Source organism: Bacillus sp. FJAT-28004, assembly GCF_001280845.1.
Classification (GTDB): domain Bacteria; phylum Bacillota; class Bacilli; order Paenibacillales; family Paenibacillaceae; genus Pristimantibacillus.
Genome location: NZ_LGHP01000001.1, coordinates 430694 through 455497 on the forward strand (window position 1 = coordinate 430694; position 24804 = coordinate 455497).

Consider the following 24804-nt stretch of genomic DNA (forward strand, 5'->3'; position numbering starts at 1 on the left):
TTTGCTTGTTCAAACCTTTTCCTTATTATAACATTATGAAATAGGATCGGCTCTATATACGAGCGGCGTCATAATGAAGCGAAGGAGTGGTACTTATGAAGCTAACGGAGTCAGAAATCGAAAAAAGCTTGGCGGCATGTGAGGGTTGGAAGCGGGAGGATGGCAAATGGATGATCAAAAAATATCGATTTCAAACTTTTCTGAGCGCTATCGCTTTCGTAAATGAGGTAGCGCAAGCATCTGAGCAGCTTAATCATCATCCATTCATCGCCATCGATTATAAAATGGTAACACTCCGCATGACGACATGGCATGATGGCGGCCTTACGGAGCTGGATTTTACAGCAGCTGAAGCGTTTGACCGTGCCTATGCCAGCACTTAACTATACCTCGATTAGAGCTGAAATTTCCAGGTAAATGTATTGAAAAAGCCTAGCAGGCCGCCTAAGACGATAAGTCTATAAGGCAGCCTGCATTTGTTTTTTTATAAACAGCTAAACGCCTGAATACGCTAGGAAACCGCCATCAACGGGTATCGTCGTTCCGGTAACAAAGCCGGCTGATGTCTCGTCGGCGAGCCATAATAAAGTGCCTAATAAATCTTCAGGCTTGCCGAAACGCCGCATGGGAGTATGAGAGATGATTTTGCCAGAACGCTCGGTTAATGTACCATCATCGTTCATTAGAAGCTTTCTGTTCTGCTCAGTCAGGAAGAACCCGGGAGCGATAGCGTTAACGCGAATGCCCGATTCAGCAAGGTGAACGGCCAGCCACTGGGTGAAGTTGACGATGGCTGCTTTGGCTGCACTATAGGCAGGTACCTTCGTCATAGGTGATGGAGCGCTCATGGAGGAAATATTTATGATCGCTGCGCCCTGACGGCCTAGCATTTGCTCTGTAAATATTTGTGTTGGGATAAGCGTACCGATGAAGTTGAGATCCATAACGCTGCGGAATCCTTCAGTGCTCAAATTAAACAGCGTCGTTATGTTTTCCACGTTTAGATGCTCCGGCTTAAAGGTTTCGTTTGTGGTATTCGCGCTTGGATGATTGCCGCCCGCACCATTAATTAATATATCGCAAGGACCGAGCTTCTCTAGTACGGCAGCGGCTGCTGCTTTAGTGCTCTCAGCGCTAGTCACGTCACAAGCAGCAGCCATGGCGATCCCGCCAGCAGCCTTAATTTCCTCAGCTACGGCAGTCCCTTTCTCAGCCGTGCGATTGAGAATGGCAATTTTGGCTCCTTGCCGTGCAAGCTCAAGCGCCATGACCCGGCATAGCACACCGGCGCCTCCAGTTATGACGACGACCTTACCTTCAAACGACTCATGCTTAGGCAGCTGTGTCATGAATTCCCCTCCAAATCTACAGTCGAAGCGGCTGAAAGCTGATAGGCATCCCAAAGTCCCCATAAATACATAATGCCTAGAGCGCGATCGTATAGGCCATATCCCGGTCTGCACTGCTCATCAAAAATGTGACGCCCATGATCGGGTCTTGCATAACCTGTGAAGCCAATCTCGTGATAAGCTTTCACAATTCCAGCGATATCGACTGTTCCATCTTGTGTGCGGTGGGACGTTTCGATAAAGTCGCCATTCTCATACACGCGAACGTTACGGATATGGGCAAAGGGAATACGATCCGCAAACTCATGAATCATTGAAATGATATCATTACTTGGATTCGCGCCTAGTGAGCCGCTGCACAGGGTGATACCGTTAAAGGGACTATCATACAGCTTTAGAAAGGTTCTGAAATTTTCCTGACCTGTCATGATACGCGGCAAGCCGAATACAGACCTTGGCGGATCATCCGGATGAATAGCCATTCGAATTCCGCTCCGTGCTGCGACAGGAATAATTTCATTTAAGAAGTATCGCAGATTTTCCCATAGATGTTCTTCTGTTACGCCTTGATAAGCCTCAAACAGCTTCGTCAAATGCTGCAGCCGCTCAGGTTCCCAGCCGGGCATCGTGAGCGCAGAGTTCGCATTGATCTCTTCAACAAACTGGAATGGATCGGCATCAGCAATTCGGCTATTCTCATAAAATAAAGCTGTTGCTCCGTTGCCCATTGGCTTGTGCAAGTCGGTTCGCAGCCAGTCGAAGATCGGCATAAAGTTGTAGCAAATGACTTTAACGCCTACGCTTCCTAACTTCTCAATTGTTTTCTTATAATTATCGATGTATAAATCACGAGACGGCAAACCAAGCTTAATATCCTCGTGTACGTTAACGCTTTCAACGACATCGATATGCAAACCGGCTTGCTCCGCTTGCTGCTTTACCTCCAAGATACGCTCTAGCGGCCATTCTTCTCCTGCCGCAATATCATGAAGCGACCAGACGATCCCGTCTGTACCGGGAATTTGCTTGATATAACTAAGGGGAACCGTATCATTGCCCTCGCCAAACCACCTAAATGTCATTTTCATCCGTCATAAACCTCCCGTTTCATTTATAGTAATGGGGATACTTTTCCTTAAGTAGAGCCTGATCGGATATGTTCTGAGTAAGATGCTCAGTCATGAGCCGATCTGCGGTTTCAGCATCTTGTGTTTCGACAGCTTCAGCCATTAAGCGATGCTGCTCATAAAGATTTTCCCAGTGGTGGTCATCAACCAGCCGCAGCATACGGCTTCGATTTAGATGCCCATTCATTTGCTGCATATTCGACCAGGTGTTGCTCTTACTGCAGCCAACAAATAGAATACGATGAAAAGCCTCATCAAGCGCAAACATACTTTGGTTATCTTTGTTGTGAACGCATTCCTGTTGAAGACGCAGGTTATTTTGCAGCTCAAGAAGGAATGGTTTGGGAAACTGGACACATGCTAACCGAATGACTGCCCTCTCCAGATGCTCCCGCATAAATCTTGCTTCCTCTACGAGTACAGTATCAATTAATGAAACGAGAGTTCCCCGCTGCGGAAGCACTTGAACAAGGCCCTCTTGTGCGAGTCTGAGGAAGCTTTCCCTCACGGGTGTACGGCTGACCTTGAACAACAGTGAGGTCTCGTTCTCCGATAGAGCAGTTCCAGGCGGCAGTTCCAGCTTCAAAATCTGCTCTCTTAGCTGCATATAAACAGAGTCCCTTGTGGAAAGGGGCTGTGGACGTACATGGAAATCCATAGGCATATTCCTTTCTCTTTCATACTACCATACTACCATACAAGTAAAAGCATGCGATAGCATGAACTTAATAAAACGCCAAAAGGGCTGCCCCAAAAGTAGTTAATCTACTTCTGAGACAGCCCTTCTTTTTGAATCCAAATGTTTATTTTGCGCTAATCGGCATTACTCCAAGTTGTTTCATTACGGCTAACAGGACAAGCAGGGAATTTTTCTCCCTTTTGGAGCTTATCTTTCTTGCCTGACTCTGAAATGTAGTTCCCATCATGCTTAACAATTTCTCCCGTGCGATAAGAAGTATTCGTACTACTCATAGTAACTAGCACCTCCAGTTATTTTATAGCAGATAGATAGGGGGTTACCTGCTTATTCTTATTTACCCCGTTGAACTAGAAATGAAACAGCTTCCTGTGAAAAAAGATGGTTTACTTACCGACTGCTCTTTCCGTTTTCCCTTCAGTTCTCGTTTGCTCACGCTCTAATAGCGTTTTCAAATACAAAGACATGACCCTCGCAAGCTGATCGGATACCTCCATAAGACTCATATGACCGACATCCTCGAAGGTGGTTTCTAAAATATGAGGATATTTGAACGTCGTTTCTGGTTGTTCCAGACTTGTAACCGTAAAGGTCTCATTAGGTTTAATAACGCCGTCTTCTGAGCCTGCTACTAGCAAAATAGGGTATTTGGCATCAGCCAGCACTTGGCTTCGGTCAGGACGCATCTTCATGCCCTCTAATGTAGCGATTGCTGCGTGAGCCTCCATCTCTTGACCGACACCGATAAGTTGATTGACCTCATCCCGCATTTCTCCAACTTTCTCATCGGTAAACAAATTAGGGATGATACTATACAAATATTTTGATATTCCTTTTTCACGAATCGCTTCAATATCAGCCGTTCTTTTCTCCTTCGTAACCTCTGAGTCGGGAAGCACAGTGGAATGGATAAGTGCAAAACCTGCGAGCTTGTCCGGGTATTTCTCCGCAAACGCTGCCGTTACGTAGCCGCCCAAGGAATGGCCGAACATGACGACCTTCTCGATATGAAGTGCTTCCAAGAGAGCTGCGATATCCTCGGCCATACTCTCCATCGAATACGGACCTTCTGGAGCTGATGAACCGCCGTGACCACGGAGATCAGGGATGATGACGCGATATTGATCACCTAGAACCGGACAGATTTTTTGCCAGTATTGAGATGAGCCGCAAAAGCCGTGGAGCAATACAATGACGCTTCCTTTACTACTACCACATTCTTCATAGACTAAATCGATGCCATTAACGTGAATACGCTGCTTTTCCATCGATCATCACCAGCCTTTTCTATTATCGATTTGTTTTGGTGTAGTCTCTTAACCTATTCTAGAGCTTCTGAAACATCAGAAAACAAGGTTATTTGTTTCTTCATTAATAGCCTTATTTTGATAATAAATTCTGCTAATCGATTGTTTCAAAGGGCACGAGGCTGGTTAATAATATGACAAGTTAACAAATTAACCAAATAACAAAACAGCTTCAAAGGAAGGATGATTCCGATGTTAGGATGGGCATTATTATTTTTCATCTTTGCCATTGTCGCAGGCATTTTCGGATTTCTAGGGATTGCCTCCGCATTAGCCGGGATAGCAAAAATATTATTCGTCGTATTCGTTGTTCTCTTTATTGTATCTCTCATAGTTGGTAGAAGACGAGTCAGTTAACTTCGTTTAGCGAGGTAGAAAAACACTAATCCAATCAAATCAGAGGAGGAATTTATAATGAATCAACTATCCAATACGAAGGTACACACGGTTAACAACGCTGTCGAGGTTCAAGAGCAGGTTTATAAATTTCAAACGGATGGTTATGCGAAGGACAAAATTTTCGTACTGACGCATGATAAGGACCGGACAAACCGTATTGTCGACAATACGGATGCAGAGAAAATCGGTATTGCCGAGGAAGGCCTAGGATCGGCTATCGCTAACATTTTCCGCTCGAACGGAGATGAGCTGCGGGCTAAGATGAGATCACTTGGTATTTCGGAGCAAGAATCACAGCGTCTTGAGCGCGAGATGGATCAGGATAAAATCTTGGTCATCGCATGGGGAGGCAAAGAGTATTCGGGTGATGAATTTGATCCTGCCGTATACTACTACCCTCACTATATGTGATAATTTCCGCCTCCACTTCTACCAAGAAGCAAGCAAAGGCCTATCCGCGAGGGTAGGCCTTTTATTAAAAAGTTAAGTTTCAATTTTATAAGTAAGCTTATAAGGCAGCATAGTGCATAGGTAATTTTACTTATAAATATTTGACTCTACTACCGCTTACGCTCAGAATATAAGTAGTAGTTATTGGAGCTAAAGGAGCCTGCATATGAGTATTATAATTGTGGATGATAATGCTACTAATCAGATTATTATTAAAGCTATTTTAAATAAAGAAGGCTATAGGGATTTGAAAATCGCGTCCTCTGCAATGGAGCTTTACACTATGCTGGACATTGATTGTACGTTTTCAACCGAATCAAACGTAGATTTGATTTTGATGGATATGATGATGCCGGAAATTGATGGCTTGGAAGCATGCAAACGAATTTTGCAGGTGGAGCGCTACAAGGATGTTCCGATTATATTTGTTACTGCGCTCGGGGATTCTAGCAAAATGGCGGAAGCACTCGATGCCGGTGCCAGTGATTATGTGATGAAGCCGATCAACAAGATGGAGCTGCTCGCAAGGATTCGCTCAGCTTTAAGGTTGAAGCAAGAAATCGATTGGCATAAAGAAAGAGACAGGCAGATCAAAGCAAAGCTGGAGCTTGCCAAGAAGGTACAAAGGAATGTATTAAGCCAGCCTATAAATGATGATCATATAGCGATAAGCGCTGTATATCAGCCTTCTTCGGAGCTTGCGGGTGATTTCTACGCTTGGTACCGGATTGACGATCATCGATACGGCGTTATTTTGCTGGATATGATGGGACATGGCATTTCTTCGTCTCTGGTTTGCATGTACATATCTTCGGTTCTTAAGGATACGATTACACGTATTACCGATCCGAGTCTTGTTATGCGAGAGCTGAATCGGTATATGAGCCAGCTGTATAAGAAGGAAGAGCTGCTTAATTATTATTTTACCGCTATTTATTTAGTGCTGGATACGGATAAACGGGTCATTGAATATGTAAATGCCGGACATCCTCCTGGCAAAGTGCTAATTGGTGACCAATCAACCTTATTGACTGAGGGCTGCTGTGCGATTGGGCTCTTTGAAAATATCGACATCCAAAAGGGCAGTATTACCTACGATGATCATATGAAGATCGTTCTCTATACGGATGGGTTAAGTGAGTCCATCGGAGATAACGAGGAGACTAAGCTCAATTTGCTTGTTGAACAGCTAATCAAAAAAGATGCAAGTGAGCATGCGGAAATGGTCAGTGAGTTTATTTCGGAGCATGCCAGTGTCAGCCAGAAGGACGATATTTGCTTAGTCATGATTGAATCGAAATAACCTTTCTGAAATATTTTTGCAATTATCATTATTTTATAAAATAAATGATGACGACCTGTTTCAAAGAACTGCGAACGGTTTATAGGTATATATAAGCAAAAGGAAACCCAACAATCCCGCATAGGAGGGAGATCATAATGAAGACTTTTATTATTATTGGTTGCTTAATCGGAGGCATATTCGCCTATACGGGAGAGATTGGACCTGTCACCGCGACGTATTCACCAGTGACTAATTCAAGCTCAGCGAAGGCGGTAGAGGCTAAGGAAGCTACCCATGACATTGTAATCGCTTCGGGATCTCCTTCAACTGTAACGGAAGTTACCTATGCAACAGAAGCAGCACAAGTCAAAGAGTCGAAAAAGCCAGGCTTTAAGCTTCAAACGGTTAACGGTATCTCACTTTATGATGATCCAAGCAGTGTCGTAAAAAAACTGGGCAAGCCAAAAAACATAACGGCAGACCCTGATTTAACTGAACTGGTCACTTATGAATACCCGAATATGAATGTCATCTTTAGCGGTGAGTTCATACAATCCGTTGAAATGGCGGAGGACTCCAAAACGCTTCTGATGGATGGAATTGAAGTTGCAGCCACAGTAGATGCTGTAAAGAATGCGTTAGGAAAACCTGATTATATGACGGAGGACGGTATCGTATTCGAGCGAGATGAAGCCTTGTTAAAGCTTTTTATTGATGCGGATACTCAGAAGCTAACGTCCATTCATTACTTCCACAGCTTCTCTATGTAACAATTCACTTGTACAGCTTGTACAAGGAGAAGGATCTTGATACTATTTATTAAACAAAAGTGAGCGGAGTGAATGGTATGAAAGCTGAGCAATTTGAAATCAGGCAAGAAGAGATACAAAACCAAATTATTCTTCATGTAAGCGGTGAGCTGGATTTATCTGTAGTGCCGCAGCTGCGCACAGCTTTAGAACCGGTTATGAACCGTGAGGATAAAGCATTGATTCTAAACCTTAAACATTTAAAATATATCGACAGTACCGGAATCGGCATTATCGTTTCGGTGCTAAAACTTCGTGATGAGTTAAAAGCGCCGTTTTACGTGCGGGATATTCCTTCCGCAGTTAAACGCCTGTTCGACATCACAGGGATATCCAGATATTTAATAGAAGGGACAGAGGCCCAAGCATGAATGCCATACGCTTACAAATACCGGCCCATGCGGACTATATCGATCTGGTCAGAATCTGTCTATTCGGAATTGCCTCGAAGATGAGCTATGCTTACGAAGAAATGGAAGATATGAAGGTAGCCGTTTCTGAGGCCTGCAATAACGCAGTTATTCATGGTGCTCAAGGCGCCGATCAAGATGGTATCGACATTTGCTTTGAACCAAGTGATACAGGGCTTACTATAAAGGTAAAGAACAGTGGATTAGCCTTCCATGGGCAAGATGCATTTGATAAGGCAGCACCTCTCCCTGATGCGGACGTAAGCGGACTTCGGGTGGGCGGACTAGGCATCTACTTGATGCAGGCGCTGATGGATGAGGTTGTGGTCCATTCATTAGAGAATGGGACTGAGGTAGTACTAACCAAATATTTGAATGTATCAGCAGAGAATTAGTACGATTGCAGCTGAATGATTGAAGAAGAGGAAATGACGCACCACGTCATTTCCTCTTCTTTTTGTTAAATGATATTTTTCCATTGACTCCCAAGTGTATTATGTGCATAATACGCTTATAAAGTGTATTAACTGCTTAATACACATTTGCTATGAATGTGAGGTATTGCTATGAACACCATCGAAGGCTGGACGGAAGTTACATTCAATAGTAGGGACCCTGTTTATTTGCAGGTCGTCCGCCATTTTAAAGAACGAATCGCAACAGGCAGACTTGCCGCCGGTCAGGAAACTCCCTCCAGAAGGGAGCTTGGCACGCTAATGAAAATTAATCCAAATACGGTTCAGAAAGCATACAAGGAAATGGAGGAACAGCAATTGATTATTACGGAAGGAAATTCACCTAGCAGGATTACGAACGATGCGGAGCTGCTAAGCCAAATAAGATCGGAATTGATTGGGGAGGCGGTAGGCGCATTTGTAGCTTCCGTACGCAAAATCGATGTGCCGATCGATGAGCTGCTCCAGCTGGTCAAGAGCAAATATGAGGAAGGAGCGTCAGAGCATGATTGAAGTAAAAGATATACATAAGCGATATCGGCGCCGTGATGTGCTGAGCGGAGTATCTTTTACTGCGGAAAAGGGTGAAATCACTTGCCTTATCGGTGTGAACGGAGCAGGGAAGTCAACCATTCTGAAGGCGATCATGGGGCTGACACCTATCTCCGCAGGCTCTATTCTCATTGACGGACTAAGTTTAGCCCCAAGCTTATATGAGAAAATCGTTTTTGTCCCGGATCATTTGACGATGCCTTTGAGCATGAAGCTTTCCGAGGCGATCCGTTTTATGGAGGATTTCTATGATAGTTGGAATCCGAAGCGAGCTAGTGAGCTTATGCAGTTTTTTAATCTTAACCATTCGGATAAAATCGGCAATCTGTCGAAGGGGACAGCCGCCAAATTTAGTCTTATGCTAGGTCTTGGACAGGATGCGGACTATATTTTAATGGACGAACCATTTTCCGGAATAGACTTATTCAGTAGAGAATCGATTATGGATGTCTTTACAAGTGATTTAATCGAGGGCCGAGGTGTACTGCTCACAACGCATGAAATAGGAGAAATGGAGCAGCTCATCGATAAAGCTGTGCTGCTGCAAAACGGCAAAATAAGCAAGGCATTTTATTGTGAGGAAATGCGCAGTGAGCAGGGCAAATCAGTTATTGATGTCATGAGAGAGGTGTACCGGGGATGAACCGTTACTTGAAGCTTGTCCATATGGAGGTACATCGTTTTCGGTGGGTGCTGGCTACTCTAATGGCGATTGTTGCGATTACCCAATTTGCTTCGCTCATTTGGGCGACTACAAAAGAATTATCGTTTCGAGAAAAGCTGTTGTTAGAGACCGTAGACAAGAGTCTCCTGGGTGGTTTTTCTCCTCAATATTTATCGTTTGAATGGGCTATTTTCAGCTCGCAGATGGGTTATATTTTGCCGATGTTCCTTTGTATAGGTGTACTTACCTTGTATGTTTTTATTATATGGTACCGTGATTGGTTTGGACGATCTACTTTTGTTTATCGATTGCTTATGCTGCCAACGGCTAGAAGGAATCTTTATTTAGCGAAAATATCGGCATTTCTCTTGTTCGTCCTTGCGTTTATTTCGTTTCAATTACTATTGCTCCCAATTCAACATATCGTATTCAACCTCATCGTTCCCACTGATCAGCGGATAGATTCCCATATCGTTGAAGCGATCATTAGCAATCAAGCACTTATATGGCTTATTCCGCAGCAGTTTGAACAATTTGTTTATTTATACGGCTTTGGAGCGGTTGTTGTATTAGCAGTGTTTACTGCCATTTTGCTGGAGCGAAGCTATCGTCGTTTAGGTATTTTGTATGGCGTGCTTTATTTGGCCGGATGCGTGTTCGTTGTGGTAGCTCCCTTTTTATTTTTGTATATAGATCAGTACTACAGTTATTTGTATCCCTATGAAATATTTGCGCTTGGGCTAACCCTGTGCATTCTTGTGGTCTGCATCTCGGTGTGGCTTGGCATGCGGCTGATTGCCAAAAAGATTACGGTGTAAGGAGAATGTTCATGAGGCGTTATTGTTTATCCATCCTAATGGCTGTGCTGGCAATAAGCGGAATAGGCACTTATTATTCGTATGGCAGGCTGGACTATTTGCCTGAGTACAAGCTAGAAACGATTCAAGGTGATGCGAATGAAGGATCAGATATCGAATTATCAGGCCCTTATTATTTGGAAAGACGTTCCGAATCTTTGAAGATAAATACAAATGGGAGCGAATACGGAAACTCGAATTCTAATATTCGTACAGATGTGCTTTATGGTGACTCATGGTTCTACGGCCGTTCTGACATCCAGCAAATGATAAACGATCATAAGTCATTTATGCGGGGTAAACGTAATCTTGATGGCTTTTATCGGGATGAGGAGTGGATCATCTACGTAGAAGTCAAAACCGAAAAAAAAGGGTCAGAAGCTGCCAATGCGGTATTTCAGCTACAGCTTCTCCAAGAGTCTACAGACAAAGTATCGAAACTTGAAGTGACCTATGAGCTGCCGAAAACTGCGACTTTCACAAAAATAGTAGATAATAGAAATGAACATTTTTATTTGATGGATGTTCAGCGGGTGGATGAAGAGATTCATTTGCTAGTCAGTGCATATGATTACGACTACGAGAGCAGCAGGTACGAGCTATTTGTCATCGATATGAAAAGCGGGAAGCTGCTGCGTAATACGAATATCGAGTCACTGGGCATTAACACCGTTAGCGATAAAAAAGACGTTCAAATCCAAGTTGGACACATGTCAGATGCAGATGGGGTGTATAGCATTCCTTCCGAAAGGATACTCTTTACGGTTCGGGAAGAGAAAATTAGTAAAGAAGATAGAGAAGCGAATAAGGTTCCAGAAACGCTAAGCGAGAAGTATTTTGCTTATTCATACCGTACGGGCTTAATGACTGAATTGACTAATTTATTTTTCAAGGAAGCGTGGACAAGCCTGCAAGGCGATTATTATTATCTAGCGGAAAATGGACCTGACTACGTCACTTTATCGCGGTATCATTTATTGACTAATAAATTTGAGCAAGCTTATGCAAAAATATCCGTAGATCAGTTGAATGTAGACGAGATCAAAGCTGCGTTTATTAGATTAAATCGAGTATACCTTCTCACCAAACAAGCAGAAGTTACCGGAGCATCTGTGCTGGATCTTTCAACAGGGGAATTGCTCTTTACAGGGCGTGTTGCTGAAGTTGGCGACGACAAGGAAACACCGGAGGAAATGAAGGAAAATCTACACTTGAATAATATGAACATTATCAAAAGCATAAATAACTAAATAAATGGATGAGGAAACGTTATGAGTAGAGCGATTCTATCCCCTAGAAAGCTGAAGCAATTAAGAGGGATTGAGCAATACACTTATCAGGTTGCTCACTATATTTTACAAGATGAATGTCTCGCAGAAGAGGCGGCAAAAGAGGCGTTATTAGAAATTAGCTCGATGGAACCTTTGATGAAGGGATCGACAGAAGAGCTGCGCTGCCTTGTCAAAAAGCTGACGATCAGCGCATCGATCAAAGTAGCTGCTCGTCTTCTGCCAACCGCTTAGAGATGCAAAACAATCACATAAACGTAAAGAAAAGAGCCAGAATCCTTATGAAAGGAATCTGGCTCTAGATTTGTTGTGCAATGAAACCACATAAGCTAATTGTTCACCTTGCGGAAAATTCGCTCCGACTGATTAAAATCCTCATATTTGCTTTTATGCACAGTAATAAGCGATTCCATATTGCCTAAAGCTAAGAAACCTTGTAGAGCCAAGCTATCAAAAAACAAAGTATGAACGCGGCTCTGCAGGTCAGAGTCGAAATAAATGAGAACGTTTCGACACAAGATAACGTGAAACTCATTAAATGAACGATCGGTTGCCAAATTATGCTGGGCAAACATTAGATTTTCTTTTATATAAGGATGGAATAAGGCATGCTCATAATCGGTCGTATAGTAAGAGGAAAATTCTTTGGTGCCGCCAGCCTGCAAATAGTTTTTGGTAAAACCTTGCATCCGTTTGAGCGGAAATTTCCCTTGTTTTGCGCTTTCGATCACATGCTCATTCATATCCGTCGCATAAATCTTAGCCTTATCCAGCAGGCCCTCCTCTTGAAGCAAGATAGCCATGGAGTAGACCTCTTCTCCCGTTGCACATCCCGCATGCCAAACTCGTATTTCAGGGAGGTTCTTAAGCAACGGAACAACATCCTTGCGGAATGCAGCAAAAAAGTTTGGATCACGGAACATTTCGGTTACTCTGATAGAGAAATCATTGAGCAATATATCGATAAAACCAGGCTCATGCAGCACCTTCTCAAGTAGAGAGGTGATCGTCGGCAAACCCTCAAGATTCATCCGATGCGTAATGCGTCTACGAATCGATGACCGCAAGTAATGACGGAAATCGTAGCCATGGACTCTGTAAATGCCGTCTAATAACAAATCAATTTCTATATTTTCCAGATCATCGTGTGATAATTCAGTGTAATCTATAGTTTCCTCATTTTCTTGATTCGTCAATTGCCCACCTGCTTCGTCAACCATACCCGCATCAGCGAGAAGAGCTGATCCATATTTAGAGGCTTGCTAATGTAGTCAGAAGCGCCCGCCTCCAAGCATTTGTCACGGTCGCTTTTCATCGCTTTAGCCGTAAGCGCAATAATTGGCGTATCCTTCATATCTGTTTCCTGGCGTAAGGCTTGCATCGTTTCAAATCCATCCATAATCGGCATCATAATATCCATGAGCACAAGATCGAAGTCGGATTTTTCCCTTATAATATCCAAGCATTGTCTGCCGTTACTCGCTACGGTCACGTTAAAAGCTTTGTTCTCAAGCGCTTTGACGAGCGCGAATACATTTCGGGAATCATCCTCGACGAGCAGAACCTTTTTCCCTTTAAAAAGAGTGCATTCATCTTCCGTTAAGTCGGTTACCGTATGCTCGGTAATATCAGGTGCTGAAACAATGTCCAAAGGCTCTGCAGCTGCTGCCACCTCTTGGTCAAAGTCAAAAGATACAAGCTGCTCCTTCTCCATATCGGGAAGACTCGGAACGAAGAGTGTAAATGTACTCCCTTTCCTTGGTGAGCTGTCAAGGACGATACGTCCATTCAGAAGTTTTGTAAATTCATTGCAAATGGATAATCCTAATCCTGTACCGCCATATTGACGATTCGTTTCACCATCCACCTGTTGGAAGGCTTCAAATATGAGCTGCTGCTTATCGTGCGGAATGCCTATGCCGGTATCTGTTACAGATATGGCCAAAACATCTTTATCTATATGTGCAGGAATATATTTTTTTGTATCATTCAAATCAGCTTTTTGGATGTCGAGAGTGACAGATCCTTTTTCGGTAAATTTAAAAGCATTGGATAATAGATTTTTTAAAATTTGCTGGAGCCTCTGTCCATCCGTGTAAAGCAATGGAGGGACGTCAGCAGCAACGTTAATGTGGAAAGCTAGTTCCTTCTGCTCGGCGACAGGTTGGAATAGCAGCTGCATATGATCCGGAATTTCACTAATGTTTACTTCATCCATCGTCAGGATGATCTTTCCAGCTTCCACCTTGGACAAATCAAGAATGTCATCGATTAATGTTAATAGATCATTACCGGAAGTGTTAATGACTTTAGCAAAACCTTCTTCGTCGGAATTAAGCGTTTGGTTCTCATTTTCTGCAAGCATTTGCGAGAGAATTAAGATGCTGTTTAGTGGAGTACGAAGCTCATGCGACATATTGGCTAAGAAATTGGATTTGTACTGTGAGCTTTTCTTAAGCTTCTCCGAATAAGCTTCGAGCTCCTCTTTTGCTTTCTCCAATTCCTTCGTTTTCTGTTCGGCAAATAGATTCTGTTCCTCGAGATGCTCGGTAGTCATTCGCATCTCTTCTTGCTGCATCTGAAGTTCTTCCGATTGTGTTTGCAGTTCCTCGGTTTGCGTCTGCAGCTCCTCCGTCATCACTTGGGATTCGCTAAGCAGCCTCTCAATTTCCATCCGGCCGACAACACTATTAATCGCAACTCCCAAGTGATTATCGATTTGCTCAAGCAGCTTTAAGTGCTGAGAAGTGAACGAATCGACTGAAGCAAATTCAACGACAGCTACTACTTTGCCTTCATACTCGAAAGGAACGATCAGGATGCTCCTGGGCTGTACCTTCCCAAGACCCGAGGTTAAGCTAATCGGGTGCTCTGGAGCCGAATTCAATAGAAACGTACGTTTCTCCACCGCTGCTTGACCGATAAGGCCTTCACCTAATCGGAAGCTGTCGTGGCCTGTTTCATCCCCATACGCTGCATAGGAAGCCAGTTTAATAAGCCGCTGCTGCTCGCCGGCACCTTGGCGAATATAAAATAGGCCATATGCTGCATCCAGAATCGGAGCGAGCTTCGTGAGAAATGATTCCGCTAATGTTGTTGTATCATTAATGCCTTGATTCATAGTCGCCACCTCGGCAACCTTTGTTTTAATCCAATCTTGGTCGTTTAGATTGTCAAGCAAAGCATTCGTAGCCTCAGCAAGGTCTTTGATTTCATCCCGCGTGTTCACTTTAATTCGGGTTGTTAAATCCCCTCCCGCGGATGCGATATCGTTTATCGTTTTTACGACCTGCTTGATCGTTTTGATTATTGCGCCTGATACCAATGAAACGATGATGAGGGCGAATATGGATACGATAATCAGCATGAGATACAAGCTGATTATCAGCATGTCATTTCGATTTTCCAATTTCAAAATATGATTCTTGGTTGCAGTAATTTCACTTTGGCGCAGACTCTCCAATTGTATCCGAAGAGAATCAACATCTTTTTTTCCTAAGTCTTCATTAAAATAGTCGATAATGGCTTGGGTATTGTTAATTTTGCGCATTTCTATGGTTGGCTCGCCAGCGGTAGATATCCATCTTTGAATCGTAAGCTTTATTTCTTCTAAATTTTTGATTGTAGTCGGATCGTCGGATAAATATTGATAAAGCGCGTTATAGTTGGCTTCCCATTCTGCTTTGCCGCGGATATAAGGCTCTAAATAGATTTCATTGCCCGTTATTACATAACCACGCTGGCTGGTCTCCATGTTTATGACATTATAGCGGATACTGCTAATCAAATTATGCACTTCGATGTCTCGGCTTGCTATCGTCTCTATTTCTGATTGCAGGGACGATATCCTCTCGCTAACGATCACGATAGAAACGCCTAAGCAGCATATGATAAGAAAATATCCTAGTAAAATCTTTGATCGGATTTTGAATCGTAATTTATCCAAGTGTAATAAACTCCTTTATATTACAGATTGCAATGAATTGGCACTCTTTATTATAGCATGAAAGAAGTTATGGAATATTTGTTCCACCTTATTTGAAGATGAGAGTCTACTATTTGTTTCAAATATTGTGATAGCGGGTATGTAATGAAAAAAAGGAAGTGATGTTGATGGATATGTTAATGCAAATCAGTATTGCAGTTATAGCTATTGCTTTTCTTGTTCTCTTATATTCACTCATTCAAACATTGAAAGTACTGCGTGGCGCGCTTGATGAAATGCGGCAAACCGTTGGTTCGCTGCGGACTGAGGTCACCCAAATAAGCGTAGAGGTGAAAGAGGCCATTCATAATACGAATGCAATGACACTTGATGTGCGAACGAAGCTTAGCTCGCTCGATGTTTTGTTCGCATCCGTCAATGATCTTGGTCACGCCCTGCATTCATTTACCGGAGCAGCGAAAGAATCGGCGGCGAGCGTAGTAGCCTCCATAAAAGGTGAAGGCAAGAAGCCGGCGGGTGAACCTAGCTTAATCAGTACGATTTATGATGGTGCGATTTCAACGATAAGGATTTGGAATAAAGTTAAAAAAATATAAGTTATAATAGGAACATACTAGAGAGGACAGAAGCGACTATGAACTCATCCATTCGTTTATCGATTCCTGCGAGAGCAGAGTTTATCGATATTGTAAGACTTACATTATTTGGCGTTGCAAATAAAGCAGGTTTCTCCTACGAGGAAATCGAAGATATGAAAGTTGCGGTAACCGAAGCTTGCACGAACGTCGTACTCCATGCATACAGCAATGCCCAGCCTGGCATAGTAGATATCAGCTTCGAGCTTGAGGAAGAAGGGCTTTCCATTCGTATCAAGGACGAGGGGACGAGTTTTAAATATGAGCCAACTGCTAGCAAAAACGATTCTTTACACGACAAAGAGCTAAGTGAAATAACCGCTGGCGGACTTGGGCTGTTTATGATGCATGCCTTGATGGATAAAGTTGAAGTGTTCTCTGAGAGAGGCACAGAGGTGATTTTGACCAAGCTATTTGGTAGGAAAGAGGAGATGGCATGAACGCAAATTCATCCTTCCTGGATCCAAAACATATGATTGAAAAAATAAAATTGTATCAGGAGTCGAATTGTAACGATGTCGCAACCGTATTGCTGCAGCATTTTGAGCCTATTGTGAAGATGGCAGCAGCGAAGATGTCGCGAAGCAGACCTGATCTCTATGAGGATTTGTACCAAGTAGGTCAGCTGTCTATGCTTCGTTTATTTAAACAGTATGACAGCTCGCGGGAAATTCCGTTTGAAGGCTACGCGATGAAAAGCATTATTGGACATTTAAAAAACTATTTGCGTGATAAGTCTTGGTATATCCAGGTACCAAGACGAATCAAAGAGAAGGGCTTGCTTATCCAGCAGGCTATCGATCACTTAACGGTAGAGCTAGGACACTCGCCCAAAATGGAAGAGATCGCAAGTCATCTTGGACTTTCAGTGGAAGAAACGATAGAGATACTCTCTTGCCGAGAATCCTACCATTATGTATCGCTTGACACACCGTTATCGAGCGAAGGGGAAAGCGCAGCCACGATAGGCGATCTGATTGGCTCTGATAAAGACGATTATCTGAATGTAGATAATCGTCTGGATTTGGAGGAGGCGCTGGATCAATTGAAAGCAGAGGAGAAGAAGGTGCTTATCCTCGCTTATCATAATGGCAAATCCCAGCGTGATATAGCCGATCAGCTTGGCGTATCCCAGATGAGCGTTTCTCGTATTCAGAAACGGGCTATTGAGAAGCTGAAGGTGCTTTTAGCAGATCATGGCGCGGAGTTTGGAACGTAAAAGCATTTCTATTTCTTTTTTTAAATGATAACTCGAAATATTTAAAACCCCCTTTCCATCTCGATGGAAAGGGGGTTTTTATTCTAAGCTTCATTTGTTATTGAACGGGATCAGGTACCATGCCGTTCTCAATAACTTGTGCATTCGTTTCCATCTTCTCCATATCCTCGCCAAGCTTAATCATATCTTCCTCTGTTGGTGCCATCGAATTTTCCGTTGATTTAAGTTCGGCTTTCATTGTTTTACCTCCCTGTTGTCGCAAGTCCATCCTTGACATCTTCCTTGGTGGAGGAAATGGAATCCATAATATGCTGGTTTGATTTTTTAGCGTGATCTACTAAATCACTAGCTTCATCTTTGATATTGGTGGCTAGATCCTTCGTGTTTTGTCCGACTGTCGTAGCGAAATCTTTTGTATTATTTCCAACGGCAGTGGCCATTTCTTTTGTTTTTTCACTGATCGTTTTGAACTTGTTGGAGAGATCCTCCCGCAGGTTTGCACCTGTTTTTGGTGCGAACAGCAGAGCTGAAATAGCACCGATAGCACCTCCTACAATTGCGCCAATCAAAACGCCGTTACTAGAGTTTTCTCGTGACATTTGTCATCTCTCCTCGATTTGTATTTGTCGATCAGGTTGACCAACGTTTTTTGAATTTCTTAGTTATATATAAACCTTAACTACCTTTTTGAAACAAAATAATAAGGAAAGTATTGACAATTTAAAGGGGACGATGCTACATTTGTTTCGATTTCTCACTTTTCTGCTGGGAATTATTTGATATAAAAAGGTGGAGTAAATCGTTTGAATGGAATAATTTATACAATAAGATTCAGAAGGAGGACTTTTACATTTTATTAGATCAATAAGTGGAAGAAGCTAGAGAAAAAATTCATAAAAATAATATATTTTTTCTCTTAAATTGGTTAATTATTGAGTTAATTATTCCGATAAAAAAATGCCAACCTTTTGCACCTATGTAGAAACTCACAAAAAATAGAGAGATAGAGGAGAGAAATCATGTTTAAACGAGTGGAGAATGAGCTAGAGCTAGCTATGTTTAACGGCATTTGGACGACAGTCTGGATGGAAAAAGGTTTTGAACTTGAATTTTCTGAACACGCTCTTGAGAGATTCGTCATTGTGACAACGGAAGGACATTATGTAGGGACGGCTGAAATTAAGGCTTATTGCTTAACTTCAAGCTCCATCAACGATGCAGGCCCGTTTCGAACGCATCCGAAAGTCATTGCAGCAGGCGGGGCTGTGGCTGAGATCGACAAAATTGCACTGCTCAGATCGTATAGAGGACGACACATTTCAGATGTGCTTTCGTCGGCTGTCTACATAGCAGAGAAGCTGCAAATGAAATATTTTGTCTCTTTGCTGGAACCCAAATTTTTGCGAGCGCTTCGTATTACTTATCAGGTACCGTTAGAGAAAGTAGGAGAGAAGGTGTTCTATAAGGGTGATGATGTCGTACCTGTATTGTTCGATATGGAACAAATGTATCGCAACAAGAACAACTATGAATGGCTCGTCTATCCACACGAAGCGGTTTTAGCTACAAACGGAGCGGGAGGGACAGGACGTACCGTTTAAACGTAAGAGAACATGAGTTAACTCAGAAAAGGCGGAAATGTCATGAAAAGAGAATTGACAGAACTAGACAAACGAAATCGATTGTTAATAAAAATCCTGTGGAGCCTTCTTGCTCTCGGGATCGTTACAGATCTTGCTATTGGACTTGACGCGAAGATGATTATTCTTCTTGCGGGAGTCGGTATATTTTTGTGCGGGGCAGCTACTTTCATGACATACCGTGGCATTTTTACGGAATCCATTAAGTTTGTCGTACCATTTATTTTGACAATTCTTGTATCTTTATTGATCGTATCTGATCCGAATCCTATAGTGAGCACGTACTTTTTAGTTTACGTGAATCTTGCAATTATTACGTTGTATGCAGATTATAGACCGATTATTGTTACTGGTATTTTGGGAGCGGCATTAAGCACTTATTTATTTCTTGATCCAGTGCTTCAACCTAAGTTATTTCCGAATGAATCGCTCGTCTATTTGTTTTTGTATCTCATATTTGCAACAGTCGCGCTATCGTTCTCTGCGGGTTTCAGCGGCAGATTGCAGCGGCAGGTAACAGACAAGCAGCGCGAAGCATTAGCTTCTAAGGATATGGCAGAGGCGCTGCTCGCTAAACTAAACTCTTCTATTATAGTATTAACGGAGTTCAGCAGCAGCCAGCAGTTGACGGTTCGTTCCACTGGAGAAATATCGAAAGAGGTAACGGCTACCTTCTCCGAAATGTCGGCTGCGATCGAGAAGCAGACAGGGACCATTATAAACATTAGCGAATCATCACAGGTGATTGATACTTCGGTTAGACTGCTTCTAGACGGCACAGAGCAGCTGCAGCAATATTCTTCTGATAATGCGATGTTGACCGTTCAAAATAGGGAGCAAATGTCTACCTTATCAACCGAGGTTGAGAGCGTTCGCTCCATTATTTCACATACGGTTGAGATGATGACGGAGCTTAATGAACAGAATGATCGCGTAAGCTCCATAGTTAGCACAATAAGTGATATTGCGGAGCAGACGAACCTACTGGCGCTTAATGCGGCTATTGAAGCGGCTCGCGCAGGCGAGCATGGCAGAGGTTTTGCTGTCGTGTCAGGTGAGGTTCGCAAGCTTGCAGATAATGCAAGAGCGGCGACAAATGAAATCACTGAAATTTTAACGGGTATTCGCTCACAAATCAGTGCAGTTCACGAACAAGTGGAAACCGGACAAGCAGCTGTGAAAACGAGCAGGGATGTATCTCGTCAGGTGCAGCAGCTAATTGATCGTATTAACGAGAATACGGAGCTTGTCAAAAGGCATTCTGATGCGGTTGGCAACTCAGCCACTGAACTGCACCAGCGTTATGCGAGTATGTCGAGTGAAATGCTGAATATCGCTGCAACAACGCAGCAGAACATGGCTTCTGTTGAAGAGGTTCATGCCAGCATGGAAACGCAGGATATGAAGATTCATACGATGGTGGAAGAATATGCTCAGCTCGATCAATTGCTTTCAGAGCTTAAGCAAATGGCTGCTAAGCATTGAGTTGATTGGGTATGGCATTGATAACTTTATAGGTTATAACGAAAGTGCCGATAGGAGGAGAGCAGCTTGCTTTGTAAGCTGGCTCTCTTTTTTTGTGTAATAAATGATTTTTAATTGTTTATTACATAGGATCGCGGCCTCGTTACTATTATAATTACAGGTACAACAATGATGATGGTTATAACCGTTGAAGGGGACAACATATGAATGATTTTTTTCAATATGATACGGATGAGAACAGGCTGTCTTTGCTAGCTCGAGCGAGAAAGGTTGCGTTATTGGCACTGCAACAGTATGAATTGGAATGGGTTAATATTCAATATGTTCAGCTCTCCGACACGATTACTTATAAATTAGAGACAAGTTACGCTGAAAGATATTTGCTTCGTATTCATTCGGATCGATTGAGCGAAGCGGAAATTCGATCAGAGCTTGCTTTGCTTCACGCATTAAATCAATCGGATGATCTGCATGTGCCCGAAGCGCTGGCAAGCTGTAATGGCTCTTATGTTTTGGAGATCGATACGGAAGAGGGATACCGTAAACCCTATGTTACGCTGATGCGGTGGGTAGATGGCGAGCATGCAAGCGGGGAGTTTTCGGATAGTACGGTTCATCAAATGGGTGTAATGATGGGCAAACTTCACGAAGCAGCGGCGGGTTTTGTTCCGCCTTCTGATTTTGTCAGGCCGATATGGGAAGCAGGAAGCTTTAGTCGTCAAATGGCTAAGCTTGAACAGCATTATGAATGTTTTTTATCGGAAGAGGCGTGGGAAACGTACCAAGCAGCGGCTGAGAAAATCGTGACGAAACTCACTGTCATGGAACGCAGTGGAGATAACTACGGACTTATTCATGGTGATCTGCATAGCGGCAACATTGTTTTTCATGAGGGCGCTCCTTATCCCATCGATTTTGGCAGATGCGGTTACGGATATTTTCTATACGACATGGCAGGTGCGCTATTAGAGCTTTATCCGAAGCATCGATGGATGTTTATTCAAGGCTACGAGAGTATAAGAAAGCTGGAAACGGATTATGTTCACCATTTGGAAAGCTTTTTCATTATGTTCATGATTGAGAATTACTGCCATCATGCCTCTGATCCAAGAGAAACTGCCAGTTTAATTGAAGAACAGCCGTATGCCCAGGCGTATATAAGAGATTATTTAAAAGATATTCGGTTTTTATTCCAAGTTATTGAACCTGTTGAAATCGATAGAGCAGCTATTGCAGGGGGGAAGGAAAATGGAAAGTGAAGCTTCTGAAGCTTCCCTCAAGGATCATTTGCTTGAATTGGAGCATGAGTTGTTAAAGCCGGAAATTCGCACCTCAAGGGAAGCATTGTCAAAGCTGCTTACAGACGATTTTTTTGAATTTGGAAGTTCAGGAGAAGTTTGGCGTATAAGCGATGGCATTGGCGAAGAGGGAATTGGCATTGTGGAAATGACGCTAGAACATTTTGAAATCCACTCTTTAGCAAGCGACACGGTATTAACGACGTACAGAATCTTCAATCAAGTAAAAAAGCAGCATTCCTTGCGTAGTTCGATTTGGAAGTATAGAGATGGAAGATGGCAAATGTTCTTTCATCAAGGAACACCTACGAAATCTACATAGATTTCACACAAAGGAGCTTTCATATCCACTTATATAGTGGGGGGAAGGCTTTTTTGGTTTTATTGTGAAACATTGTAAACTCCAAAGCCGTTTAATATATACCTAACATAAATAGGCGGTGTTCATATGGAGATCGTTAAACATTTTTTTCTTTGGATTTCTATGATTATTTTATTTGTTGCAGCGGCGGTCGTCTTGGAGTTATTCGAAGGGTACAAAATCATGACAACCGAATATTATGGCCTCCGTAATATAAAGCTGATTTTCGTTTTTATGATGTTTTTTTATGCATTAGTTTTTTATCCGATTACATTGCTGCCCATATCTTTGACGATTCGCAAGGTTGTAATATCACCGATCATCCCGTTTTTCATTTATTCACTCCTTGGTGGAATTGGAGGATTATTTATGTTTCAATTTTTATATAATGATAGTTTTGTCGTGGAATACGATTTGAAAATGAGTAGTTCTATTCTAATATTTGCGGTGGTTGGTTTCATTTATGCCCTCACAGAAAATGTGCTGAATCGTCGAATGAGTGAATAATATGGATACTAATTTTTTATTGACCGGGAAACCGCGAGTGGGCAAATCAACAGCGATCATTCAGCTTATTAACCGAATAGGTATAGAGCATTTTGGGGGAATTTATACAGAAGAAGTACGCAACGAGACGAATCGTATCGGATTTAACTGTGTCACTCTCCGTGGAGAAAGTAAACGAATTGCGAGTGTGGATAGTCAAAGCTCAGTTAGAATAGGGAGATATGGCGTTGATATAGAAGCTTTTGAGAATATTGCTCTAACAGCCATTAGACAATCGTTGAATACGAAGAAGATAACGGTGATTGATGAAATTGGATTCCTGCAAATGTTATCGGTACCTTTTCAAAAAATGATTCAGGATATAGTTTCAAATTCGCAGCATATCCTTCTAGGGACGATTTGTGTGGATAGCCACCCCGTGATCAACAAGATTAAAGAACTGCCTGGCATCAAACTTTACGCTATGGATGTAGAAAACAGAGAATTAACGATAGAGGCATTAGCGAGTGATCTTTTTAGGTTATTGTAGGTAGTCCCTTGCACGTTAAAGAAGCTTCCTATTCTACTTTCTTGTATATACTAGCAGGAAAACCTCCTGTTAATTTCTCTGTTTATACGTCAAATGCTCAACTAACAGGAAAATCTCCCGTTAATTTCGCCAAATTAGCTCTATTTCAGAAATAAGAGGAGAATTAACGGGAGGATTTCCATGTAATTAGTTAAAGTAGACTCTTTTTGATGAATTAACAGGAGAAATTCCATTTAGTATAGGGATTTCCGTGTCAATTGAGGGAAATCCCATGTGAAAAATCCAATTAGCGTAGGGAGCTCAGTTACAAATGCTGAAGCAAGCTTGACCTTGCCAGCAGCGAAAGCACGGTGCCATTTTTTAAAAAAAGAGTCGTATAAATTAGTCAGATAAGTGTTGACGAATGGAAAACATCATGTTAAATTAAATTTATCCTATTGAATTAGTCGGAAATAAATATTGAAACTTGCAACATCATCCATGGCTATGGTTTCGCTGTATTTGATTGCAAGTCGCGCTCGCTAGAAAACTGGAGGCGCATGCCAACCGAATGCCGAATCGGTTGTCGTGCGCCTTCTTTTTATTCTAAGGAAGAGGAGATGGGAATAGTGAGTCATGTTGGTTTTGTAGCTAATGCTCAGTCACTTGAGCAGCAATACAGTACGGAGGTTGCCGAAGCAAGAAGCCCTGATTATCCTGTACACCCGCTAATTCTGAATCGATGGTCGCCTCGTTCCTATTCGGAGCAGCCTGTGAGCGATGAGGAGCTTTATACGGTTTTGGAAGCTGCAAGGTGGGCGCCATCATCGAGTAATTTGCAGCCATGGAGATTCTACGTGGCGAGGGAAGAAGCTGAGCATGAGCAGTTCCGCAAGTTCATTGTGCCTGGCAACCGTTTGTGGACAGACCACGCACCGGTGCTGCTGCTTCTTGCCTCTGAAGCGGTTAAGGAAGATGGTAATCCCAATGTGTCGCATGCTTTCGATACGGGAGCAGCTTGGGCAACCTTGGCGCTGCAAGCGAGGCTGCTTGGTCTATCGACTCGTGCTGTTGGAGGATTCGACCGAGCGGAAGCTCGCAAGATTCTAGAAGTACCAGAACATATTGCACTTCATGCGGTTATTGCACTTGGTCATCGTGGAGGACTTGATACGCTCGATGAAAAGTTTCGTGATAAAGAAATTCCGAATGCGCGTCGTCCTTTAGCTGAGAGTCTATTGGAGATTAAGGTAAATTAAACGGCTAATCGCATTACTGGAAACCCGTGTGACCATGCATTTGGTTTGATAGCACTTATATTTTAGTTTGATAACACTCATAAATTTGGAGAGGATGTTGATTATGTCCCGAACGGTTGAGGTTGCTGATGAATGGTTGAAGCGAATACAGGATCAATTGGCAGGCGTTCAATATGGCATCGTTCAAATTACGATTCATAATGGTCAAATTGTACAAATTGATCGGACGGAACGCAGCCGCTACGAGGTGGAGAAGCTGCCAGCTGCTGCTCGCAAGCAGAGATAACCGTTTAGTC

Annotated in this window: 32 protein-coding genes; 23 read left to right on the forward strand and 9 right to left on the reverse strand. The window is 42.7% G+C overall.

Translation table 11 applies throughout. The annotated features are described in order from the left end of the window. The first annotated feature begins 95 nt into the window (after positions 1–95). Entirely contained in the window at positions 96–383 is a 288-nt protein-coding gene (locus AC787_RS01770; protein WP_054023224.1) for a 4a-hydroxytetrahydrobiopterin dehydratase, read from the forward strand. Between the two features lie 111 nt (positions 384–494). Here the strand turns inward: AC787_RS01770 and AC787_RS01775 are convergent, their stop codons facing one another. From AC787_RS01775 to AC787_RS01790, 5 genes are all read right to left on the reverse strand, one after another. Beyond that, positions 495–1349, reverse strand: coding sequence for an SDR family oxidoreductase (locus AC787_RS01775; protein WP_054023225.1), 855 nt, complete (start codon positions 1347–1349; stop codon positions 495–497). After that, a complete protein-coding gene (gene uxuA, locus AC787_RS01780) occupies positions 1346–2437 on the reverse strand; it encodes a mannonate dehydratase (protein ID WP_054023226.1) in 1092 nt (363 codons plus the stop codon). Before uxuA ends, AC787_RS01775 begins: the two co-directional genes overlap by 4 nt. Positions 2438–2456: 19 nt before the next feature. Continuing rightward, positions 2457–3134, reverse strand: coding sequence for a GntR family transcriptional regulator (locus tag AC787_RS01785; RefSeq protein WP_054026840.1), 678 nt, complete (start codon positions 3132–3134; stop codon positions 2457–2459). Between the two features lie 155 nt (positions 3135–3289). Then, the gene (locus tag AC787_RS34015) at positions 3290–3448 is read right to left on the reverse strand and encodes a hypothetical protein (protein ID WP_161807505.1); all 159 of its coding nucleotides are present in this window, start codon (positions 3446–3448) and stop codon (positions 3290–3292) included. Between the two features lie 111 nt (positions 3449–3559). After that, positions 3560–4441: an alpha/beta fold hydrolase gene (locus AC787_RS01790; RefSeq protein WP_054023227.1), complete on the reverse strand. Its 882-nt coding sequence runs from the start codon at positions 4439–4441 to the stop codon at positions 3560–3562. A 231-nt stretch (positions 4442–4672) separates the two neighbouring features. Between AC787_RS01790 and AC787_RS33025 the strand changes: the two genes are divergently transcribed. The 11 genes from AC787_RS33025 (at position 4673) to AC787_RS01840 (ending at position 11884) form a co-directional block, all read left to right on the forward strand. After that, a complete protein-coding gene (locus tag AC787_RS33025; RefSeq protein WP_065385664.1) occupies positions 4673–4837 on the forward strand; it encodes a DUF1328 domain-containing protein in 165 nt (54 codons plus the stop codon). Positions 4838–4894: 57 nt separating this feature from the next. Beyond that, entirely contained in the window at positions 4895–5290 is a 396-nt protein-coding gene (locus AC787_RS01795) for a general stress protein (RefSeq protein ID WP_054023228.1), read from the forward strand. A 205-nt stretch (positions 5291–5495) separates the two neighbouring features. After that, entirely contained in the window at positions 5496–6632 is a 1137-nt protein-coding gene (locus tag AC787_RS01800) for a SpoIIE family protein phosphatase (RefSeq protein ID WP_054023229.1), read from the forward strand. A 137-nt stretch (positions 6633–6769) separates the two neighbouring features. Then, positions 6770–7384: a hypothetical protein gene (locus tag AC787_RS01805; protein ID WP_054023230.1), complete on the forward strand. Its 615-nt coding sequence runs from the start codon at positions 6770–6772 to the stop codon at positions 7382–7384. Positions 7385–7461: 77 nt separating this feature from the next. Continuing rightward, a complete protein-coding gene (locus AC787_RS01810) occupies positions 7462–7794 on the forward strand; it encodes an STAS domain-containing protein (RefSeq protein WP_152970562.1) in 333 nt (110 codons plus the stop codon). Then, positions 7791–8228 carry an ATP-binding protein gene (locus tag AC787_RS01815; protein ID WP_054023231.1) on the forward strand — a complete coding sequence of 146 codons (438 nt, stop codon included), beginning with the start codon at positions 7791–7793 and terminating at the stop codon, positions 8226–8228. The genes AC787_RS01810 and AC787_RS01815 overlap by 4 nt, the downstream gene beginning before the upstream one ends. Before the next feature lie 171 nt (positions 8229–8399). Then, positions 8400–8801 carry a GntR family transcriptional regulator gene (locus tag AC787_RS01820; protein ID WP_054023232.1) on the forward strand — a complete coding sequence of 134 codons (402 nt, stop codon included), beginning with the start codon at positions 8400–8402 and terminating at the stop codon, positions 8799–8801. Then, the gene (locus AC787_RS01825; protein ID WP_054023233.1) at positions 8794–9483 is read left to right on the forward strand and encodes an ABC transporter ATP-binding protein; all 690 of its coding nucleotides are present in this window, start codon (positions 8794–8796) and stop codon (positions 9481–9483) included. The genes AC787_RS01820 and AC787_RS01825 overlap by 8 nt, the downstream gene beginning before the upstream one ends. Next, on the forward strand, positions 9480–10322 hold the full coding sequence (locus AC787_RS01830; RefSeq protein WP_054023234.1) for a hypothetical protein: 843 nt from the start codon (positions 9480–9482) through the stop codon (positions 10320–10322). Before AC787_RS01825 ends, AC787_RS01830 begins: the two co-directional genes overlap by 4 nt. Before the next feature lie 11 nt (positions 10323–10333). Next, a complete protein-coding gene (locus AC787_RS01835; protein WP_152970563.1) occupies positions 10334–11611 on the forward strand; it encodes a hypothetical protein in 1278 nt (425 codons plus the stop codon). Positions 11612–11632: 21 nt separating this feature from the next. Next, a complete protein-coding gene (locus AC787_RS01840; RefSeq protein WP_054023236.1) occupies positions 11633–11884 on the forward strand; it encodes a hypothetical protein in 252 nt (83 codons plus the stop codon). Between the two features lie 95 nt (positions 11885–11979). Here the strand turns inward: AC787_RS01840 and AC787_RS01845 are convergent, their stop codons facing one another. Further along, the gene (locus AC787_RS01845; RefSeq protein WP_414730928.1) at positions 11980–12846 is read right to left on the reverse strand and encodes a CheR family methyltransferase; all 867 of its coding nucleotides are present in this window, start codon (positions 12844–12846) and stop codon (positions 11980–11982) included. Next, on the reverse strand, positions 12843–15596 hold the full coding sequence (locus AC787_RS01850) for a response regulator (protein WP_054023238.1): 2754 nt from the start codon (positions 15594–15596) through the stop codon (positions 12843–12845). The genes AC787_RS01845 and AC787_RS01850 overlap by 4 nt, the downstream gene beginning before the upstream one ends. 167 nt (positions 15597–15763) lie before the next feature. Here AC787_RS01850 and AC787_RS01855 point away from each other — a divergent pair, with 167 nt between their 5' ends. The 3 genes from AC787_RS01855 to AC787_RS01865 are packed head-to-tail and all read left to right on the forward strand — an operon-like array spanning position 15764 to position 17450. Continuing rightward, entirely contained in the window at positions 15764–16192 is a 429-nt protein-coding gene (locus tag AC787_RS01855; protein ID WP_054023239.1) for a DUF948 domain-containing protein, read from the forward strand. A 38-nt stretch (positions 16193–16230) separates the two neighbouring features. Further along, the gene (gene rsbW, locus AC787_RS01860) at positions 16231–16671 is read left to right on the forward strand and encodes an anti-sigma B factor RsbW (protein ID WP_054023240.1); all 441 of its coding nucleotides are present in this window, start codon (positions 16231–16233) and stop codon (positions 16669–16671) included. After that, positions 16668–17450 (forward strand): sigma-70 family RNA polymerase sigma factor, encoded by a 783-nt coding sequence (locus AC787_RS01865; protein WP_054023241.1) that lies wholly within the window; start codon positions 16668–16670, stop codon positions 17448–17450. Before rsbW ends, AC787_RS01865 begins: the two co-directional genes overlap by 4 nt. Positions 17451–17547: 97 nt before the next feature. On the opposite strand, the gene AC787_RS34020 is transcribed toward AC787_RS01865, so the two are convergent. After that, on the reverse strand, positions 17548–17688 hold the full coding sequence (locus AC787_RS34020; protein WP_161807506.1) for a hypothetical protein: 141 nt from the start codon (positions 17686–17688) through the stop codon (positions 17548–17550). Between the two features lie 4 nt (positions 17689–17692). Continuing rightward, positions 17693–18049, reverse strand: a complete 357-nt coding sequence (locus tag AC787_RS01870; RefSeq protein WP_054023242.1) for a YtxH domain-containing protein — start codon at positions 18047–18049, stop codon at positions 17693–17695. A 420-nt stretch (positions 18050–18469) separates the two neighbouring features. Between AC787_RS01870 and AC787_RS01875 the strand changes: the two genes are divergently transcribed. From AC787_RS01875 to AC787_RS01910, 8 genes are all read left to right on the forward strand, one after another. Next, positions 18470–19051, forward strand: coding sequence for a hypothetical protein (locus AC787_RS01875; RefSeq protein WP_054023243.1), 582 nt, complete (start codon positions 18470–18472; stop codon positions 19049–19051). A gap of 879 nt (positions 19052–19930) precedes the next feature. After that, positions 19931–20575 (forward strand): methyl-accepting chemotaxis protein, encoded by a 645-nt coding sequence (locus tag AC787_RS35260; protein WP_414730962.1) that lies wholly within the window; start codon positions 19931–19933, stop codon positions 20573–20575. A gap of 203 nt (positions 20576–20778) precedes the next feature. After that, on the forward strand, positions 20779–21834 hold the full coding sequence (locus AC787_RS01885) for a phosphotransferase enzyme family protein (protein ID WP_054023245.1): 1056 nt from the start codon (positions 20779–20781) through the stop codon (positions 21832–21834). Continuing rightward, positions 21824–22195: a DUF4440 domain-containing protein gene (locus tag AC787_RS01890; protein ID WP_054023246.1), complete on the forward strand. Its 372-nt coding sequence runs from the start codon at positions 21824–21826 to the stop codon at positions 22193–22195. Before AC787_RS01885 ends, AC787_RS01890 begins: the two co-directional genes overlap by 11 nt. A 126-nt stretch (positions 22196–22321) precedes the next feature. Next, complete coding sequence (locus tag AC787_RS01895) at positions 22322–22741, forward strand: hypothetical protein (protein ID WP_054023247.1); 420 nt, start codon at positions 22322–22324, stop codon at positions 22739–22741. Between the two features lies 1 nt (position 22742). Then, on the forward strand, positions 22743–23270 hold the full coding sequence (locus tag AC787_RS01900) for a nucleoside-triphosphatase (protein WP_054023248.1): 528 nt from the start codon (positions 22743–22745) through the stop codon (positions 23268–23270). Between the two features lie 608 nt (positions 23271–23878). Beyond that, positions 23879–24508 (forward strand): nitroreductase family protein, encoded by a 630-nt coding sequence (locus AC787_RS01905; protein WP_235560879.1) that lies wholly within the window; start codon positions 23879–23881, stop codon positions 24506–24508. Positions 24509–24611: 103 nt separating this feature from the next. After that, a complete protein-coding gene (locus tag AC787_RS01910) occupies positions 24612–24794 on the forward strand; it encodes a YezD family protein (RefSeq protein WP_054023249.1) in 183 nt (60 codons plus the stop codon). Positions 24795–24804: the final 10 nt, after the last annotated feature.

Coding starts and splice junctions, on each gene's coding strand:
- AC787_RS01840 (WP_054023236.1), top strand. CDS start 11,633: ATGAGTAGAGCGATTCTATCCCCTAGAAAGCTGAAGCAATTAAGAGGG.
- AC787_RS01785 (WP_054026840.1), bottom strand. CDS start 3,134: ATGGATTTCCATGTACGTCCACAGCCCCTTTCCACAAGGGACTCTGTT.
- AC787_RS01910 (WP_054023249.1), top strand. CDS start 24,612: ATGTCCCGAACGGTTGAGGTTGCTGATGAATGGTTGAAGCGAATACAG.
- AC787_RS01890 (WP_054023246.1), top strand. CDS start 21,824: ATGGAAAGTGAAGCTTCTGAAGCTTCCCTCAAGGATCATTTGCTTGAA.
- AC787_RS01815 (WP_054023231.1), top strand. CDS start 7,791: ATGAATGCCATACGCTTACAAATACCGGCCCATGCGGACTATATCGAT.
- AC787_RS01795 (WP_054023228.1), top strand. CDS start 4,895: ATGAATCAACTATCCAATACGAAGGTACACACGGTTAACAACGCTGTC.
- AC787_RS01885 (WP_054023245.1), top strand. CDS start 20,779: ATGAATGATTTTTTTCAATATGATACGGATGAGAACAGGCTGTCTTTG.
- AC787_RS01895 (WP_054023247.1), top strand. CDS start 22,322: ATGGAGATCGTTAAACATTTTTTTCTTTGGATTTCTATGATTATTTTA.
- AC787_RS01825 (WP_054023233.1), top strand. CDS start 8,794: ATGATTGAAGTAAAAGATATACATAAGCGATATCGGCGCCGTGATGTG.
- AC787_RS01805 (WP_054023230.1), top strand. CDS start 6,770: ATGAAGACTTTTATTATTATTGGTTGCTTAATCGGAGGCATATTCGCC.
- AC787_RS01875 (WP_054023243.1), top strand. CDS start 18,470: ATGTTTAAACGAGTGGAGAATGAGCTAGAGCTAGCTATGTTTAACGGC.
- rsbW (WP_054023240.1), top strand. CDS start 16,231: ATGAACTCATCCATTCGTTTATCGATTCCTGCGAGAGCAGAGTTTATC.
- AC787_RS01855 (WP_054023239.1), top strand. CDS start 15,764: ATGGATATGTTAATGCAAATCAGTATTGCAGTTATAGCTATTGCTTTT.
- AC787_RS01820 (WP_054023232.1), top strand. CDS start 8,400: ATGAACACCATCGAAGGCTGGACGGAAGTTACATTCAATAGTAGGGAC.
- AC787_RS01835 (WP_152970563.1), top strand. CDS start 10,334: ATGAGGCGTTATTGTTTATCCATCCTAATGGCTGTGCTGGCAATAAGC.
- AC787_RS01830 (WP_054023234.1), top strand. CDS start 9,480: ATGAACCGTTACTTGAAGCTTGTCCATATGGAGGTACATCGTTTTCGG.
- AC787_RS01810 (WP_152970562.1), top strand. CDS start 7,462: ATGAAAGCTGAGCAATTTGAAATCAGGCAAGAAGAGATACAAAACCAA.
- AC787_RS01790 (WP_054023227.1), bottom strand. CDS start 4,441: ATGGAAAAGCAGCGTATTCACGTTAATGGCATCGATTTAGTCTATGAA.
- AC787_RS34020 (WP_161807506.1), bottom strand. CDS start 17,688: ATGAAAGCCGAACTTAAATCAACGGAAAATTCGATGGCACCAACAGAG.
- AC787_RS01770 (WP_054023224.1), top strand. CDS start 96: ATGAAGCTAACGGAGTCAGAAATCGAAAAAAGCTTGGCGGCATGTGAG.
- AC787_RS34015 (WP_161807505.1), bottom strand. CDS start 3,448: ATGAGTAGTACGAATACTTCTTATCGCACGGGAGAAATTGTTAAGCAT.
- AC787_RS01800 (WP_054023229.1), top strand. CDS start 5,496: ATGAGTATTATAATTGTGGATGATAATGCTACTAATCAGATTATTATT.
- AC787_RS35260 (WP_414730962.1), top strand. CDS start 19,931: ATGTCTACCTTATCAACCGAGGTTGAGAGCGTTCGCTCCATTATTTCA.
- AC787_RS01775 (WP_054023225.1), bottom strand. CDS start 1,349: ATGACACAGCTGCCTAAGCATGAGTCGTTTGAAGGTAAGGTCGTCGTC.
- uxuA (WP_054023226.1), bottom strand. CDS start 2,437: ATGAAAATGACATTTAGGTGGTTTGGCGAGGGCAATGATACGGTTCCC.
- AC787_RS01900 (WP_054023248.1), top strand. CDS start 22,743: ATGGATACTAATTTTTTATTGACCGGGAAACCGCGAGTGGGCAAATCA.
- AC787_RS01865 (WP_054023241.1), top strand. CDS start 16,668: ATGAACGCAAATTCATCCTTCCTGGATCCAAAACATATGATTGAAAAA.
- AC787_RS01870 (WP_054023242.1), bottom strand. CDS start 18,049: ATGTCACGAGAAAACTCTAGTAACGGCGTTTTGATTGGCGCAATTGTA.
- AC787_RS33025 (WP_065385664.1), top strand. CDS start 4,673: ATGTTAGGATGGGCATTATTATTTTTCATCTTTGCCATTGTCGCAGGC.